Consider the following 15,583-nt stretch of genomic DNA (forward strand, 5'->3'; position numbering starts at 1 on the left):
AATGACGTTTTTCTTATCTATGCAGCTTTGCCCTCAGATTTCCTACCTAATCTCACCAACAAGTATGCAACTGGTGTATCGACCAATGCCACACACAATTTAAATACATATTGAGTCAGAACCATGCCTAATAATACCTTTGTCGGCACAGTCCCCCAAAATGCTATAGTAATAAATAGGCTGGTATCGATTAATTGACTTGTCATGGTAGATACATTATTACGCAACCACAATTTATTTTCCCCATGCTTTGCTTTTAGCCGATGAAAAATTGATACATCAAGGTTTTGGCTGGCAATATATGAAACTAAGCTTGCCAATATCACCCGAAAGCTTCCTCCTAAAATCTGCTCGAATTCGGCTTGGGAACCGAAAACTGGTGCAGCAGGTAATTGGATTGCAATAAATATAAAAATTAATGCAATTACTTGGGTCGCAAACCCTGCTTGAATTGTTTTTCTGGCTGCACCTTTTCCATAGACCTCACTGATTACATCAGTTATCAAGTAGGTTGCTACATACACAATAACCGCAGCAGGTAACACAAATTCCCCAATACTGAATAATTTAACTCCTAGAATATTAGCTATTAATAAGAGTCCTACAAATAATGCATTTAAATAAATAAACATACTAATCCCCATCCTATCTAAGAAAAGGAACAAAGCTAACCCTCAAAATTTAAACATTACTAGCGATTATCTATCTTTTCTGGATACATATCATGGTTCATCAGGCGATGATCAGCCATCTGTTCAAACTTAGTTCCTGGCTTACCATAATTGCAATACGGATCAATGGAAATACCTCCACGTGGCGTAAATTTCCCCCACACTTCAATATAACGAGGATCCACTAGTTCAATGAGATCGTTCATAATAATGTTCATACTGTCCTCATGAAAATCGCCATGATTTCTGAAACTGAATAAATATAGCTTCAGCGACTTACTCTCCACCATCTTTTCGTCAGGTATATAACTAATATACACTGTCCCAAAGTCCGGCTGTCCTGTTTTTGGACACAGTGTCGTAAACTCAGGACAATTAAATTTCACAAAATATTCTCTGTAGGGATGTTTATTATCAAACGCTTCTAACACTTCTGGTGTGTAGTCAAAGCTATAAGTTGTTCCTTGGCTCCCTAATAGAGATAAATCTGTTAATTCCTCATCACGTCTGCCAGCCATTTGATAACCTCCTCACTTTAATTAAATTTTAGAACACTTGGCTTATCGTCAAGTTTTAATGGCGGAATCCTTAGTTTCACTTATGCAGTAAGAAAGGATTTAAACCTTCCTAACAAAAAAACCATGGCCTCTAGGGCACATGGCTTTATAATCGCATCATCTGTCCTTAGTTTTTTATAGAGGGTTAAAAGCTAAGAACCTCTTCCGCTTTGTTAAACGGAGCAGAATCATCCATTTTTACTCGACTAATTATATAGTTGGAATAAGCTAATGTCAATAAGTCTTTCCAATCTGACTTAAGCAATTCAAGCAGATTTAAATATCGGCCAATCATGCTTTTCTGCTAACTTTTTCATTGCATCATCCGGATTTACGACAATTGGATAATTGGCAAATTCAAACAATGGATAATCGCTCAAACTATCCGCATATGCCCATACTTCAGTTTTCTCAGCTAAATCACTTTCAGCAGCCACCCAATTTTTAACTTCCTTTACTTTTTCATCTCCATTTATTACCGTTCCAATTTCACCAGTGCAAATGCCGTTTTGATCATATTGTAATGCTGTACTAATAATATGTACTTGCAGGTTCACTTCCCTTGTGAACGCCTTTAAAAAGGGATGGAGTGCACCAGATAGGACAATTATTTCATCTCCTTGCTCCTGGTGCTCATGAATTTTTTGAACGAGTCCATGATGAATATCCTCCCTGCCAATATCTACCAGATTACGGAAAAATTCATCCATTTCTGCTTCAGACTTACCTTTAAAGGATTTGGCAAACGCTTTAAAAAAGCTAATCCGAAATGCGTTCTTTCCTTTTAAAATCCCACTAACAACCGCTCTGATAACTCCCGCACCAACGACTGTCCACTGTTTAAGATTAAAATCCTTTTGCGCCGCCTGAAACATAACTTTAAATGAATTTCCTTGAAATAGAGTGCCATCAAAATCTACCGTTACAACTGCCATTTATAAATCACCTCTAGTCTAATTGTATCCAAGCAATTAAGGATTGTAAATATTTTCAAGGCTTCGTACAAATATCAGCTCTTGCAAATTTGCTATTAAAGTCCCATCCATTTAAGATAAGAATCAGGAGTGTTGTTACATGCGCATTAAACATGGAGGAAAGCTAAGCAAAGCCTACTTCAATTCATATATGAAATTGATTATGTACACTAAAGACTGTTCACTTGAAGAATCAAGCAAAATAACGCTGGAGCGAGTATTTGGTAAGGAAAAAAACGGAACTGATGTCGAGGTCTACCAAAACTATCTAAAGGCATATGAAGAATTACGGAATAAAGATTAAGGAATTGCCATGGAGCAATTCCTTTCGCAATAACGCTAATTCTTAGTAATTCCCCTTACAAATTCCACACACTTTTCAACAATTAGCTCTTTATCGTTGTCCAGTGTTGCAACATGATAACTATTCTCCAGCTTTACCAATTCACGGTCATCTGATGAGATAGAATCGTATATCTCCTGTGAATTTTCCGGTGGTACAACATGATCAATCGTTGACGAAAATATCATTGCTGGTGTTTCTATCTTTGATAGATTTCCTCTGACAATCATCGACAGGGCGATTAGTTCCTTCATTGACTTTACCGGCGTTTTTGCATATGCGAGTTCTTCCACGCCTTCTTGTTTTATATCTGACCCAATACCATCAACAAACCGCGTTTCCGTATCGCGAAGTGAATCATATGTTTTGATTAAATCAGGCATATGCACTGCAGCATTAATGGGCATAATTCCTTTGATTGAGGAAGAATTCTCCGCTACATAGAGCGTTAACGTTCCACCCATGGATAAACCTGTTACGAAAATTTCATCACACGTCTTATTTAATATTTCTAATGCATCCCCTACTGATCGAATCCAATCACGATATGCTGTAGTTTCCATATCCTTTGGACTAGTTCCATGCCCTTTGAGACTTGGTCCATAAACAGTAAAGCCTTCTTCTGCTAATTTTTCACCCAAGAATCGCATACTCTGTGTTGTACCAGTAAAGCCATGGATAACTAGCACCCCTGTTTTGTTTCCCGGAAAATAAAATTCTTCGGCATTTTCCATAAGTTCAATTGATTCGGCCATAATTCCCCTCCGCTTCCATTATTATAATCATCTATAGTAATATTCGCTGGATACTACTAATATTCCTTCAGTCAACTGGGATTAACCACATTATAGGACATAACTATCTTCTCTACTAGTATAAGCGAATCTCGAAGGATAAAAGTGGCATTAGAGAAAAAATAATTTTCTTTAGTTAATGACACTTTTCCCCCTTTGGAATCGATAGTAGTAGTAAGAAGTAGCTAACATCCTTATTAATGCTTTTCACTGTGCAGCCTTTCCTCTAAATTTGACTTTGTCTTTGTATGATTATGCAAGTCACAGTAATACACAACTGTTTTTAGTTTAAGCGAAATTTCACAAGTACCTGTTTGCCTAATAAAATTTTTCCAGTAATAATAACTGTGCGTTTCTGTTTGAATAACTTCATGATTCGTACTTAATTCTTCCCAATTGTGCTGTTGTTCAACTTCTATATCCTCTGCATTTGCTAAACTCAAGGGCATCAGAATCAGAAAAACCAAACCAGTCATAATCATAAACCTGCGCAATAACATCACCACTTTCTTTGTAAGTTCTCATTTAAATAACGTTCACTAAAAATTGGAAAATATACACATGACAATCCTCAAACATTACACAATAGGTAATTTTCTGTTAATATATTTATCAACTATATAAAAAAGGGGCTAGAGCAATGACCGATACTACTAATCTGGTTAATACGCTATATAATGCATACAACCTTGGACAAGCTATTTCCAAGGAAGAGATTCCAAAAGAAATTAGTAACGAAGATGCATACAATATCCAGCATCAGCTTACTGAGCAGAAATTAGCGAACAACAATGATAACCTGATAGGCTATAAAATAAGCTTAACGAGTGAAGAAACACAGCAATTGTTCAATTCCACAACACCTCTATACGGTGCATTGACAACATCAAATCTGTCTGACGGATCGATTGAATTGGATAAAATGCTCTCCCCTCTGATCGAAATAGAACTAATGTTTATTGCACATGAAGATCTATCGGCAGCAGATGACGTGCAGTCTATTTTACAAAAAACGAGCATTGCACCAGGACTGGAAATTCCCGATTCACGATTCACTGATTGGTTTCCAAAGCTTAGTTTAGGTCAAGTCATTGCAGATAGTGCAGTTGCCGGGAATGTGATTGTTGGAGAAAAAGTCGAGGGAATATCTTATGATCAATTAGCAGATATAAATGCAGATCTTACATTAAACGGCGAAATTATTGCGCAAGGTCCATCGACAGAAGTGCTTGATAATCCTGTCCATGCCATTCAATGGCTTATCGAAGAGCTAGCTAAAAGCGGACGCACCATTCAACAAGGTATGACCATCTCTTCTGGTACATTCATTTTGCCTAAACCTCTGCAAAAAGGGAAATATCAGGTATCCTTTGATAGCATTGGTTCCATTAGTCTTGACGTATTATAATTGTATAAATAACTGGAAAAGTACGCACCCGTCTAAAAAGTTAAATAATTATCACAATTTAGTATTGCATAAACATAAAATATGCCGTAACATTAATATCAAATTTTTACACCATAGGGGGCTAGCGACATGAATAATCATTCAATTAAAGTAGATTATTGTTCAACAGGAAAAGTAAAACCTAAGTCGGATGAATTGGAATTTGGAAGAATTTTCACCGACCATATGCTTATCATGGATTATTCAGATTCTTTGGGGTGGCATGATGCACGTATTATACCGTATCAGCCACTTTCGATTGACCCCTCTGCAATGGTATTCCATTACGGTCAATCCGTTTTTGAAGGGTTGAAGGCATATATTAATCCAGAAGGAGAAGCTCAACTGTTCCGACCGGAGAAAAACCTTGAACGGATAAACCGATCGAACGACCGGCTTTGCATTCCTCCGATTGATGAGGATTTTGCGCTGCAAGCAATTAAACAGCTAGTCGGTATTGAAAAGGATTGGATTCCAAAAGCCGATGGAACATCTCTTTATATTCGACCTTTTATTATTTCCACTGAGGCTTACCTTGGTGTTGCACCATCTCAACATTATAAATTTATTGTTATCCTATCGCCAGTTGGTGCGTATTATAAAGAGGGAATCAATCCTGTCAAAATTGCTGTAGAGAACAAATATGTACGCACAGTAGCAGGTGGAACCGGTGAGGCAAAAACCGGTGGTAACTATGCTGCCAGTTTAAAAGCACAGGAATTAGTCGCAAACAGCGGATATGCACAGGTATTATGGCTTGATGGAGTTGAGAGAGAATACATTGAAGAAGTCGGCAGTATGAATGTGTTCTTTAAAATAAATGGAGAAATCGTAACCCCAGCATTAAACGGAAGTATTTTAAAAGGTGTAACGAGAGACTCTGTGATTGAATTATTGAAACACTGGAATATTCCTGTTGTTGAACGAAGAATTTCCATGCAGGAATTATATGAGGCACATGAGAATGGTTCACTTGAGGAAGCATTTGGGGCTGGTACAGCTGCAGTTATTTCACCGATTGGCCAGTTAACATGGAATGGTGATCATATCGTAATTAACAACGCAGAAACAGGCTCAGTTTCTAAAAAACTCTATGATACGTTAACAGGTATTCAATATGGAAAACAGGAAGACCCATTTGGTTGGGTTGAGAAAGTGAAAGCAGTAAGTAAGGTTAAATAATGATACATTTAACCCCCTAGCTATCTTAGCTAGGGGGTTGCTTTATTTTATATTACTCTTTTTCCTGCTCACGTTGAAATACTACTTCTCCGTCAATCATTGTTGACTCAATGACAACATCCTTGATTTCCATCGGGTCTACTTCAAGCGGGTTTCGATCCAGTATTGCAAAATCAGCACGCTTCCCTTCTTTAATAGAACCATTAACATCTTCTGTACCATTGAGATTTGCACCATAAATGGACATTGACTTCAAGCCTTCCAGCACGGAGATCTTTTCATCCTCACCGAGCACATATCCATCCTGTGTAAGGCGGTTTGCTGCGGCCCAAATAGAAAATAGCGGAGAAATCGGTGTAATCGGGCAATCAGAATGAAGTGTGTAAAGTATTCCATGATTGGAAACACTTGCAAGTGGATCTATTTTTGCTCCCCTATCTGGTCCAAGGAAAATATCGCGGTGATCATCACCCCAATAATAGACATGATTAATGAAAACAGATGTTGCAATATCATACTTGGCCATTCTTTCTAAATCCTGTTCTCTTGCGGTTTGTAAATGTTCAATTCGATGAAGGTGATTTTCTTTAGGTCGCAGGTCCAATGCTTTCGAATATCCTTCAATAATGGAAGCAATAGCCAGGTCACCATTCCCATGCGTTGTAATCCGAAATCCTTCATTGTGAAATCGCTGGTATAATGCATTCAACGTTTCCTGAGAATGTATTAGCTCACCATTAAAATACTCGTCTCCATAATAGCCATCACGCAAAGCAGCCGTTTGTCCCTGAATTGACCCATCCTGAAAAAGCTTTACACTGTCCAATTTGCCACGACCGTTCGTATCGTTTTCAATTTGCTGTGCCATTTCCTCTGCATCCAGTCCCGAAAACTCACCATCATCAAATAAGTGATGCATAATCATATAGCGCATATACAATGGATTCTTCATAGTACGTACTGCTTCCATATGTGCCTTGTATTCTTCATATCCTAAATCAAGACCTACAGCTGCATCTGTACTAGTAGTTATCCCTACCTTCAAATAATCATGAGCTGCTGCTTCCAATTGATTGACCAACTCATCTGTAGTTACCTGAGGCATTCGATGCATGATACGTTCCAACACTGGCAACTCGTATAGTACACCGTCAAGTTTACCATCCGCATCACGTCCGAAATGTCCTCCGGGTGGATTCTCAATAGCTTCAGATACTTCACAGTACTCAAGTGCCTTTGAATTTACGACAGCAAGATGTCCGGAAATGTGCCGAATAAATACGGGATGATCTGGAGCAACTTCGTCTAATTCTGTACGGGTTATATGACGGTTCTCTGCAAGTTTCGTGTTATCATACCCAGCCCCTACAATCCATTTCCCTTCCTGTTTCCCCTTGATATCGGTTTTTACAAGAGACAAAATATCATTCACTGTTTTGCTCGGAGGAGTCGAACAATTCAATTGCTGCTTTTGCTGCGAATACATAAATAAGTGATTATGGGTATCGACGAAACCTGGAATAAGCGTGCGCCCGTCTAAATCAATCCACTGGTTCGCTTCTACTTCTGGTTTTTGATGACCAAACCATATTTTATCGATTTTGCCATCGTTAACACCCAGTGCATTTGCAGTCCGATCATCCTCTAATGTAAGAATATTTCCATTGAATATGACTTTATCGTAACTCAATCAAGTTTAGCTCCTTTCGTGAACATCTTCATCTGATTTTATAAAATCCTCAAAATAAACCGCGTGAACTTTTTCCCTTTTTGAATGATGTGTTAGAAGACTAACAACTATTAATGTTAGTAAGGAAACTGTAAACCCTACAATCGTTACATCTATTGGCATATTTAAAAATGGCCAAAGGATTGTGATTGTTGCTGACATAATCATGGATGATAAACCACCAAGAGCTGTCACCCGTTTCCAGAACATAACTGCAAGAAATGGAAAAACTAGTGTTACGGCAGATAGGCGCAGTGCCCACTGATAAATCGTAATAATATCTGTAATGTTATATGCGACGATTAAGCCCAACACTGAAATAATTACTACACTCCAGCGTGATACCCGCATCATTTGACGTTCATCTGCATCCGGTTTAATCAATCTGGCGTATAAATCCTTCGTCAAATTCGAGCTTCCTTGCAGGATAAATGAATCCGCTCCTGTCATTAAAGCTGAAAGTAGACCAACCAGGATAATCCCACCAAGAGCTGGCGGCAGCAATTCAACCGTTACATAAGAGAAAATTAAATCAGGATTAATATCTGAAGGGACAAATCCACGGGCAATAACTCCAATTCCATATGGCAGAATAGAAATCAGTGCACCTATGATAACAGCTGTTATCCCAGCTTTGCGCGCTACCTCTTCTGATTTCGAAGCGAAAATTCGCTGCCAGGTGGATTGCCAAATTAAATAGAATGGGCCAACTGATAGCGCATAAATCAGAACAGCAGTAAGTCCTTCTTTTCCAAACGGTGTTAAATAATCTGCAGGAGTTGTGGCAAGAATCTCTTTCAAGCCTCCCCCATACATGACACTTGCAATAAATAACATGATAATACCCACCACTAAAATAACTGATTGAATCGCATCGGTAATTATCGTCGCTGGCAAGCCACCCAAAATTGTAAATCCTAAAATTAATGCAAATGACACGATAACACCTGCATTAAATGACATATCAAATGCCAACGTAAAGACCGTTGACATCCCAACTATTTGCAGTGCTAATGTCGGTACTGAATAAATAAATGCAGATAAAATCGATGGAAAAATCCCAGTCTTGCTGCCAAATCGTTCACTAAATAAATCTGCTAAAGTATATAATCGCTGGCGTCGAAGCGGCTTGGCAAACAATACAATTAATAGTAGTGTAAATATGTACGCTGGCAAAGCAAATTTAAAAAATCCTGACATACCAACCGTGAATCCCATACCTACCCAGCCGATAAATACCGCTGCACCACAAAACGTACTAATAATAGTTCCTACGATTGACCAAAAGCCCATATTCCAGCCTGCTATTAAGTAATCATCCGAGCCTTTGACACGGAAAAAGTACCAAAAACCCATTCCAAATAAAAATCCAAAATAAATAATAAAGTAAAATAAATACCAACTCATGTTTAACCTCCAAAATTGTACTAATATTCATTATATATTAGTACAAAAACCTTGTATAATAGCAGATTGTAGAGGGTGTACGAGTATTTGCTATTATTCTATGGAATGTAGGAGATATGTATTCTGTGTGTCGGAATACCGTAATAAGTGTTGAATTTTGCCGAAATCTTTTGGTTATCCTTTAGAACTTTCTATTTTTTGTTGTTGAGACAAAAAAAGTGAATTACGACTAATTCAACTTATGGTATGTACTTAAATTAGCAGGACTATACAAAAGGGGATAAAATATTGCCACTCGGCCGGCCAACCAATCGAAGTGAATTCTCATTCCGCTAAATGGCAGAAAAGGTGCTCTCGGAAGGGTGAGACGGATCCTCGTTCCGCTAATAGCTGAAAATCAGCCAATTTTGAGGAAGAAATGACAAATAGCGGAATGAGGATCCGAACCCAAGATTCAAACGAGGGTTTTGAAGCAAATAACGGAATGAGGATCCGCCAAATCAGTAAACCGGATCCTCATTCCGTTAAAAATAGGTTCTTCAATGACAGTGGAGAAATGTATACTAACTATTATGTGATTTCCAATGTTATTAGCATTTTTCTCTCCCAAAACTATAATCCGCCAGTAAAATAGTAAGCTAGCAACCCTATTAAAATTATTTAATTTTAGTAGTGTCAGCAGCTATTTTCAATTTTTCAATGAATAAATCGCCTACATCTCCTGTAGAAGCATTTCCACCTAAATCCGGAGTCAACATCGCTGTTTCCTTAACCATATCCTGTATTGTAGTCATTACAGCTTTACCCCATCGTTCTTCTCCAAAAAAATCCAACATCTGACTAACAGACCAAATAGCTGCAATTGGGTTAGCTATTCCTTGTCCAGCAATATCCGGAGCGGAGCCATGTACAGGCTCGAACATAGAAGGATATTCCTTTTCAGGATTAACATTGGCACCTGTTGCAAGACCAAGTCCTCCCGTTATTCCAGCACCTAGATCTGTTATGATATCACCGAAGAGATTGGATGTTACAACAACCTCAAATCGTTCAGGTTCTGATACTAAATACAGGCTGGCAGCATCAACAAGATAAGAATACGTCTCAACATCAGGATATTCTTTGCCCACTTCTTCAAATACTTCATCCCAGAATACCATGGAATAATTGAGTGCATTGCCTTTACTTATGCTTGTCAGTGTTCTGTTTGAAGTACGAGCTTCCTCATACGCATAACGGATGATTCTCTCTGTTCCTTTACGGGAAAACACGCCAGTTTGCAATACTACCTCTTCAGGTTGTCCTTTAAACAGCCAGTCCCCTGCGCCAGCATACTCGCCCTCACTATTTTCGCGGATAACAAGAAAATCAATATCCGCTTCCGTTTTAGTTTTTAACGGTGTCAACGATTGATTTAAGAGTGTAACTGGTCGCAAATTAACATACTGATCAAATTCTTTTCGGATCCGTAAAAGAAGATCCCATAATGAAATATGATCAGGTACTCCAGGGTACCCAACAGCACCTAAATAGATTGCATCAAAATGTTTTAATTTCTCAGCGCCATCGTCATCCATCATCTTTCCGGTTTCCAGATAGTGTTCACAGCCCCACGGAAACTCGGTGAAGGAAAAGGAGAGGTTAGAATCCATCCCCTCAATTGCTTTTAGAACTTTTCCACCTTCTGCCACAACTTCCGGTCCAATACCATCACCTGGGATTAGTGCAATATTGAAATTTTTCATAGTTGCTCCTTTCTATAACCAAAGTTACGCTCCAATTCTCTTCTCCTCTTCTATAAACTTCCTCTCGTTCCGATTACCTAAATAACGAAGCAGGAAAAATTGAGCAATGATACCCACAATCAACAGCACAATACTGCTTCCGATCAAGGTGTACGATAAATATAGCACACCCGCAATTCCCGCTGGTACCATAGCATATGGAATCTGCGTGTTAACGTGGGCAATGTGATCTGATTCTGCAAATATTGATGCCATAACAGTGGTATCTGAAATTGGTGAAACGTGATCTCCAAAAATTGCTCCGGCAAAAACTGCTCCAATTACAATATGAACTAAATCCATGCCACCAAAGGTATACGCCATTGGAATTGCGATTGGCGTCAGTATTGACATTGTGCCCCATGATGTACCGGTTGCAAATGAGATAAACATACCAATTGCAAATACAAGAAATGGCACTAGGGCTGCTGTCATCCACCCTTCTGTTGCACTAACGACGAACTCTGCTGTGCCAAGAACTGACGTAACTGTTCCAATAGACCAGGCCAATATAATAATAACAAGTGCAGGAAGCATTGTTCGAATACCGCCAAGCAATGTTTCCTCGCACTTTTTCAGACCCATCCCTTGAATAAGAGCTAAAATAATACCGACCGTCGTCATGGCAAATGCGCCCCATGTTAAGGCAACGGAAACATCAGTAGCAGCTAGAGCATCCATAATCGATATCCCTGTAGCACCACCACCTGAATACCATAATCCCCAAATACTTACTGAAATAAGTGTTACAAGTGGAAGAATGAAATTCCAGACACTGCCTTCTTTCTTATGTGGTTCACCTAAATCCTGATCAACAGAAGATAACGGTGTTGATCCATCAGGTATTAATTTTCCAGTTGTCTGTGCGCGGTGTTCCGCTTTTGCCATTGGACCAAAATCTTTACCGGCAATGATCATCGGAACGGCTAACAGACATAGTATTGCATAAAAATTCCACGGAATAGATTGTAAAAATGCGAAGTAAGGTTCTGCACCTACAATGCTAAGGCTTGCAAAGGCTGCGGCAATCAAGGACACCTGAAAACCAATCCAGTCGGAAACAGGACCTATTGTCGCTATCGGAGCAGCTGTCGAGTCTAGTATGTATGATAACTTTTCCCTCGATACCTTATGTTTAGCAGTAATATCTTTTGAGGCATTCCCGACAATTACAGAGTTCACGTAATCGTTAAAAAAGATGAGCATTCCTAAAAGGTAAGGTAAGAATTGAACTCTTTTTCTAGTAGTTAGTTTCTTTTCCAATAAACGTATCAGACCATCAGACCCACCTGTTTTAAACATAAAGGCAGCGCCTGTCCCAAGTAACGCCGTCATAACAAGAAATCGTGCGTTCCAAGGGTCAATCATAACATCCTTCATCCATGTAAAGGTTTCCCCTACTGCACCAAACGGATTACCTCCAGATGCAATTAAACCACCTACCAAAATACTAATAAACAATGAAAACAACACGCGCTTTGTCAAAATTGCTAATACCACCGCTACAATCGGTGGGACAACAGATAAAAAGTCCATAAATTTTTCCCCTCTCTATTCTTATATAAGGAAATTAAGCATTAACATACACACGCCGGATTCTTTCCATCAAACTTGACAGTACTTCATCGACAATGCTATCCATCCATCCGGCTATTTCACGCGCTAGAATTTCCTCACCTCCCTGGTTTCCCATCATAACAACCTCATCCCCTTCGCTTACATTCGGTATGTTCGTGACGTCTATGACCGTTTGATCCAATGAAATCGTTCCAACAATTCCAGCTCGCTGTCCCCTCACAAGCATTACCCCATTATTAGATAATGCTCGCTGGTAGCCATCGCCATGCCCAACAGGTACGATAGCAATCTTTTCAGCAGTGGTAGTGACATAGCAGCCACCATAGCCAATCGGAGTATTCGGCGGCAACTCCCTCACATGCAAAATCTTGGACTTCAACTGCATGACTGGTTTTAGTGAAATTAAATCACGTTGGTGCAGTTCAGGCGGATATCCGAATAAGGCAATCCCGGACCTCACCATATCCAGATGCATATCCTTTCTTTCGATGGCAACTGTTGAAGCACCGACATGCCGAATTGGAAATTCAAAGCCCTGGTTACGCAGATTCACTACCGTGTCGATAAATAAATCAAACTGCTGCTCAGTTGTTTTCCAATCCCCTTCATCGGCACTGGAGAAATGGGTGTATACACCTTCCCACTGCAATCCTGGGAGGTTATAACACGACGTGCAGAAATTGCTAGCTTCACAAGGGGAAATTCCAAACCTGTGAAGTCCAGTATCTATTTTTAAATGTACTGGTATTGTCTTTCCTTCTCTTGTTGCCTCATCACTAATTGCCTGCGCCAGTTTCATTGAAGTAACAGATGCTGTTAACCCATAAAAAACAGCATCGGCGGCTTGTTCTGGCATAATCGAACCCAGCAGATGAATAGGTACAGATATGCCACTTTCCCGGAGCAATGCACCTTCTTCAACAGTTGTGACCCCAAGCCGGTCTGCCCCTGCTTTAACAGCCTCACGTCCGATTGGAACAGAACCATGCCCGTATCCATTTGTTTTTATCACGGCCATAAGCATGCTGTTTCCAACTGCTTTTTTTAATGTCCTTACATTTTCGTTGAAAGCTCCCAAATTCACTTCCGCTATCGTCGGACTTCCAGACGTCATTGTTAATGAATACGACACAGTTCAGTCCCTCCCTTAAAATATTCTAGTAAAGCGAACGAAATTCCTGCACTATTTGTTTTGTAATTTCCCCAGGTTCACCATTACCTATTGTGTGATCATCAACCTTCAGGATCGGCACAACATCCAACTTGGTAGCCGAAATAAATACTTCATCCGCATCCAGTAATTCATCGACTGTGTACGTCTGTTCATTTACTTTTAAATTTAACGCCTCACACAATTGAATTATTTTTCTCCTGGTAATCCCATTTAAAATATAGTTATCAGCTGGATGTGTATACAATGTTCCATCCTTTACGATAAACACATTCGAAGCACTCGCCTCCGTAACAATCTCACCACGATGAAGAATAGCTTCAATTGCACCATGTTCAACAGCCTCTTGTTTAGCCATCACATTCGGAAGCAGATTAAGTGTCTTAATATCACACCTTAACCAGCGAATGTCTTCCGTCAGTACTGCTGTTGCACCCTGGTCTTCCACATTATTTGTTCGATTTTCAGCCCTGGTGTATGCCACCGTTACTGTTGGCGTGTCAGCCTTTGGAAATTCATGCCATCTGGCAGCAGCCCCTCTTGAGACCTGCATATAAATTATGCCTTCCTCCAAATTATTCGCTGATACTAATTCCTCGAGCTTTGTTTTCAAGTCATCAATTAAACCCATGTTTAACTTAATTTCTTTAGCACTTCTTTCCAGCCGTTCCATATGTTCATCTAGCATCAGTGGTTTACCGTCATAGACACCGATAACTTCATAGATTCCATCGCCGAATTGATAGCCGCGATCCTCTATATCGACTACATTTTCCCTATCCATAATCCGGTCATTAAATAGCATTTTATTCAACACAAAAACCTCCTTTAACTTTCAATCCGGAATTGTCGATTTATATTTGTTTGCTATATCCACAATTACGGACGTATCAACACTACAGCCACTAATAACTACCACAACATGGCTTCCAAGCTGTACTCTGTTATTCAAAATTGCTCCAATCCCGGAAGCTGCTGCACCCTCGATAATCATTCGGTGTTTATCCAGCATAAATCCCATTCCCTCAGCGATTTCATCTTCTTTCAGCAAAATAATATCATCGACATACTGCTGAACCATATTAAAGGTATAACTATTATTAAGACCAATTCCACCTAATAAACTATCTGCTAATGTGTCTTTTTCTTCCACGATTACAGGCTTTCCAGCTTGAATACTCTCATACATTGTCGCACCACGCTCAGTTGATGCTCCTACCAACTGAATAGCCGTATCAGTTGATTTCAAAGCCACTCCCAATCCAGAGTGCAGACCACCACCAGATAGCCCTCCAATTACTGTATCTACCTCAGGTAAATCCTCTAATAATTCCAAACCAATCGTACCTTGGCCAGCAATAATATAAGGGTCATCAAATGGATGGATGACAGTGAGACCTTGTTCACGTTCCAGCTGGTAACTGCGCTTTTCTGCATCATCCTGTGACTCCCCATATATTTCTATCGCTGCCCCAGAACGCTTTAGTGTATCAACCTTCCCTTTTGGAACTCGCTTCGAGATACAAATCGTAGCATTGATACCCAACTTTTTTGCAACATATGCTACACTCATTCCAAAGTTTCCTGTCGAGAACGTTGTGACACCACGTTCTAGTTCCTCAGGCGTTAGACTCAAAATTTTATTTGTTGCGCCCCTGATTTTAAATGAATCGCTTACATTTAGATTCTCCAATTTTAAATGAACAGATGTCCCTGCAAATTCCGATAATGCAGGGGAATAAATCAGCGGTGATTTATTTACAATAGAAGAAATGCGCTTTTTAGCTTCCCAAACATCACGCAGCACAATAGGTCTTCCAGCCATTCTATCCCCCCTTTTCGGGCTATTGTACACATAAACTAACAGATTTCGAGCAACTGTTCCCTGGTTTCGCGCGAGTTCTTCCCGATTTCGAGAGACTATCCCTGGTTTTCGAGCGACTTCA

Annotated in this window: 15 protein-coding genes and 1 riboswitch; of the genes, 3 read left to right on the forward strand and 12 right to left on the reverse strand. The window is 39.6% G+C overall.

Going from position 1 to position 15,583, the window contains the following annotated elements:
* Nucleotides 1-17 precede the first annotated feature (17 nt).
* The 3 genes from ACTWQM_RS01590 to ACTWQM_RS01600 form a co-directional block, all read right to left on the reverse strand.
* On the reverse strand, nt 18-632 hold the full coding sequence (locus tag ACTWQM_RS01590) for a queuosine precursor transporter (RefSeq protein ID WP_443256416.1): 615 nt from the start codon (nt 630-632) through the stop codon (nt 18-20).
* Nucleotides 633-691: 59 nt separating this feature from the next.
* Entirely contained in the window at nt 692-1,189 is a 498-nt protein-coding gene (gene queF, locus ACTWQM_RS01595; protein WP_443256417.1) for a preQ(1) synthase, read from the reverse strand.
* Nucleotides 1,190-1,349: 160 nt separating this feature from the next.
* Nucleotides 1,350-1,397: riboswitch (PreQ1 riboswitch) on the reverse strand.
* 97 nt (nt 1,398-1,494) lie between these two features.
* On the reverse strand, nt 1,495-2,163 hold the full coding sequence (locus ACTWQM_RS01600) for an HAD family hydrolase (protein ID WP_443256418.1): 669 nt from the start codon (nt 2,161-2,163) through the stop codon (nt 1,495-1,497).
* Between the two features lie 139 nt (nt 2,164-2,302).
* Here ACTWQM_RS01600 and ACTWQM_RS01605 point away from each other — a divergent pair, with 139 nt between their 5' ends.
* Nucleotides 2,303-2,506 carry a hypothetical protein gene (locus ACTWQM_RS01605; RefSeq protein WP_443256419.1) on the forward strand — a complete coding sequence of 68 codons (204 nt, stop codon included), beginning with the start codon at nt 2,303-2,305 and terminating at the stop codon, nt 2,504-2,506.
* A 35-nt stretch (nt 2,507-2,541) separates the two neighbouring features.
* Here ACTWQM_RS01605 and ACTWQM_RS01610 read toward each other — a convergent pair whose 3' ends face one another.
* Both ACTWQM_RS01610 and ACTWQM_RS01615 read right to left on the reverse strand, forming a co-directional pair.
* A complete protein-coding gene (locus ACTWQM_RS01610) occupies nt 2,542-3,300 on the reverse strand; it encodes an alpha/beta hydrolase (RefSeq protein ID WP_443256420.1) in 759 nt (252 codons plus the stop codon).
* A gap of 236 nt (nt 3,301-3,536) precedes the next feature.
* On the reverse strand, nt 3,537-3,815 hold the full coding sequence (locus tag ACTWQM_RS01615) for a hypothetical protein (RefSeq protein ID WP_443256421.1): 279 nt from the start codon (nt 3,813-3,815) through the stop codon (nt 3,537-3,539).
* A gap of 164 nt (nt 3,816-3,979) precedes the next feature.
* Here ACTWQM_RS01615 and ACTWQM_RS01620 point away from each other — a divergent pair, with 164 nt between their 5' ends.
* Entirely contained in the window at nt 3,980-4,747 is a 768-nt protein-coding gene (locus tag ACTWQM_RS01620; protein ID WP_443256422.1) for a 2-keto-4-pentenoate hydratase, read from the forward strand.
* Nucleotides 4,748-4,876: 129 nt separating this feature from the next.
* A complete protein-coding gene (locus ACTWQM_RS01625; RefSeq protein WP_443256423.1) occupies nt 4,877-5,968 on the forward strand; it encodes a branched-chain amino acid aminotransferase in 1,092 nt (363 codons plus the stop codon).
* 52 nt (nt 5,969-6,020) lie between these two features.
* Here ACTWQM_RS01625 and ACTWQM_RS01630 read toward each other — a convergent pair whose 3' ends face one another.
* The 7 genes from ACTWQM_RS01630 to ACTWQM_RS01660 form a co-directional block, all read right to left on the reverse strand.
* Nucleotides 6,021-7,658: an amidohydrolase gene (locus tag ACTWQM_RS01630; RefSeq protein ID WP_443256424.1), complete on the reverse strand. Its 1,638-nt coding sequence runs from the start codon at nt 7,656-7,658 to the stop codon at nt 6,021-6,023.
* Nucleotides 7,659-7,664: 6 nt separating this feature from the next.
* Nucleotides 7,665-9,104 (reverse strand): sodium:solute symporter family protein, encoded by a 1,440-nt coding sequence (locus ACTWQM_RS01635; RefSeq protein WP_443256425.1) that lies wholly within the window; start codon nt 9,102-9,104, stop codon nt 7,665-7,667.
* 656 nt (nt 9,105-9,760) lie between these two features.
* Nucleotides 9,761-10,849 (reverse strand): tartrate dehydrogenase, encoded by a 1,089-nt coding sequence (locus ACTWQM_RS01640; protein WP_443256426.1) that lies wholly within the window; start codon nt 10,847-10,849, stop codon nt 9,761-9,763.
* 24 nt (nt 10,850-10,873) lie between these two features.
* Nucleotides 10,874-12,424: a Na+/H+ antiporter NhaC family protein gene (locus tag ACTWQM_RS01645; protein WP_443256427.1), complete on the reverse strand. Its 1,551-nt coding sequence runs from the start codon at nt 12,422-12,424 to the stop codon at nt 10,874-10,876.
* A 34-nt stretch (nt 12,425-12,458) separates the two neighbouring features.
* A complete protein-coding gene (gene alr / locus ACTWQM_RS01650; RefSeq protein ID WP_443256428.1) occupies nt 12,459-13,598 on the reverse strand; it encodes an alanine racemase in 1,140 nt (379 codons plus the stop codon).
* 25 nt (nt 13,599-13,623) lie between these two features.
* Nucleotides 13,624-14,442: a D-amino-acid transaminase gene (gene dat, locus ACTWQM_RS01655; protein WP_443257070.1), complete on the reverse strand. Its 819-nt coding sequence runs from the start codon at nt 14,440-14,442 to the stop codon at nt 13,624-13,626.
* Between the two features lie 30 nt (nt 14,443-14,472).
* Nucleotides 14,473-15,462, reverse strand: coding sequence for a pyridoxal-phosphate dependent enzyme (locus tag ACTWQM_RS01660; RefSeq protein ID WP_443256429.1), 990 nt, complete (start codon nt 15,460-15,462; stop codon nt 14,473-14,475).
* Between the last annotated feature and the right edge of the window lie 121 nt (nt 15,463-15,583).

This window comes from Virgibacillus sp. L01, from assembly GCF_052246775.1.
Classification (GTDB): Bacteria; Bacillota; Bacilli; order Bacillales; family Amphibacillaceae; genus Lentibacillus.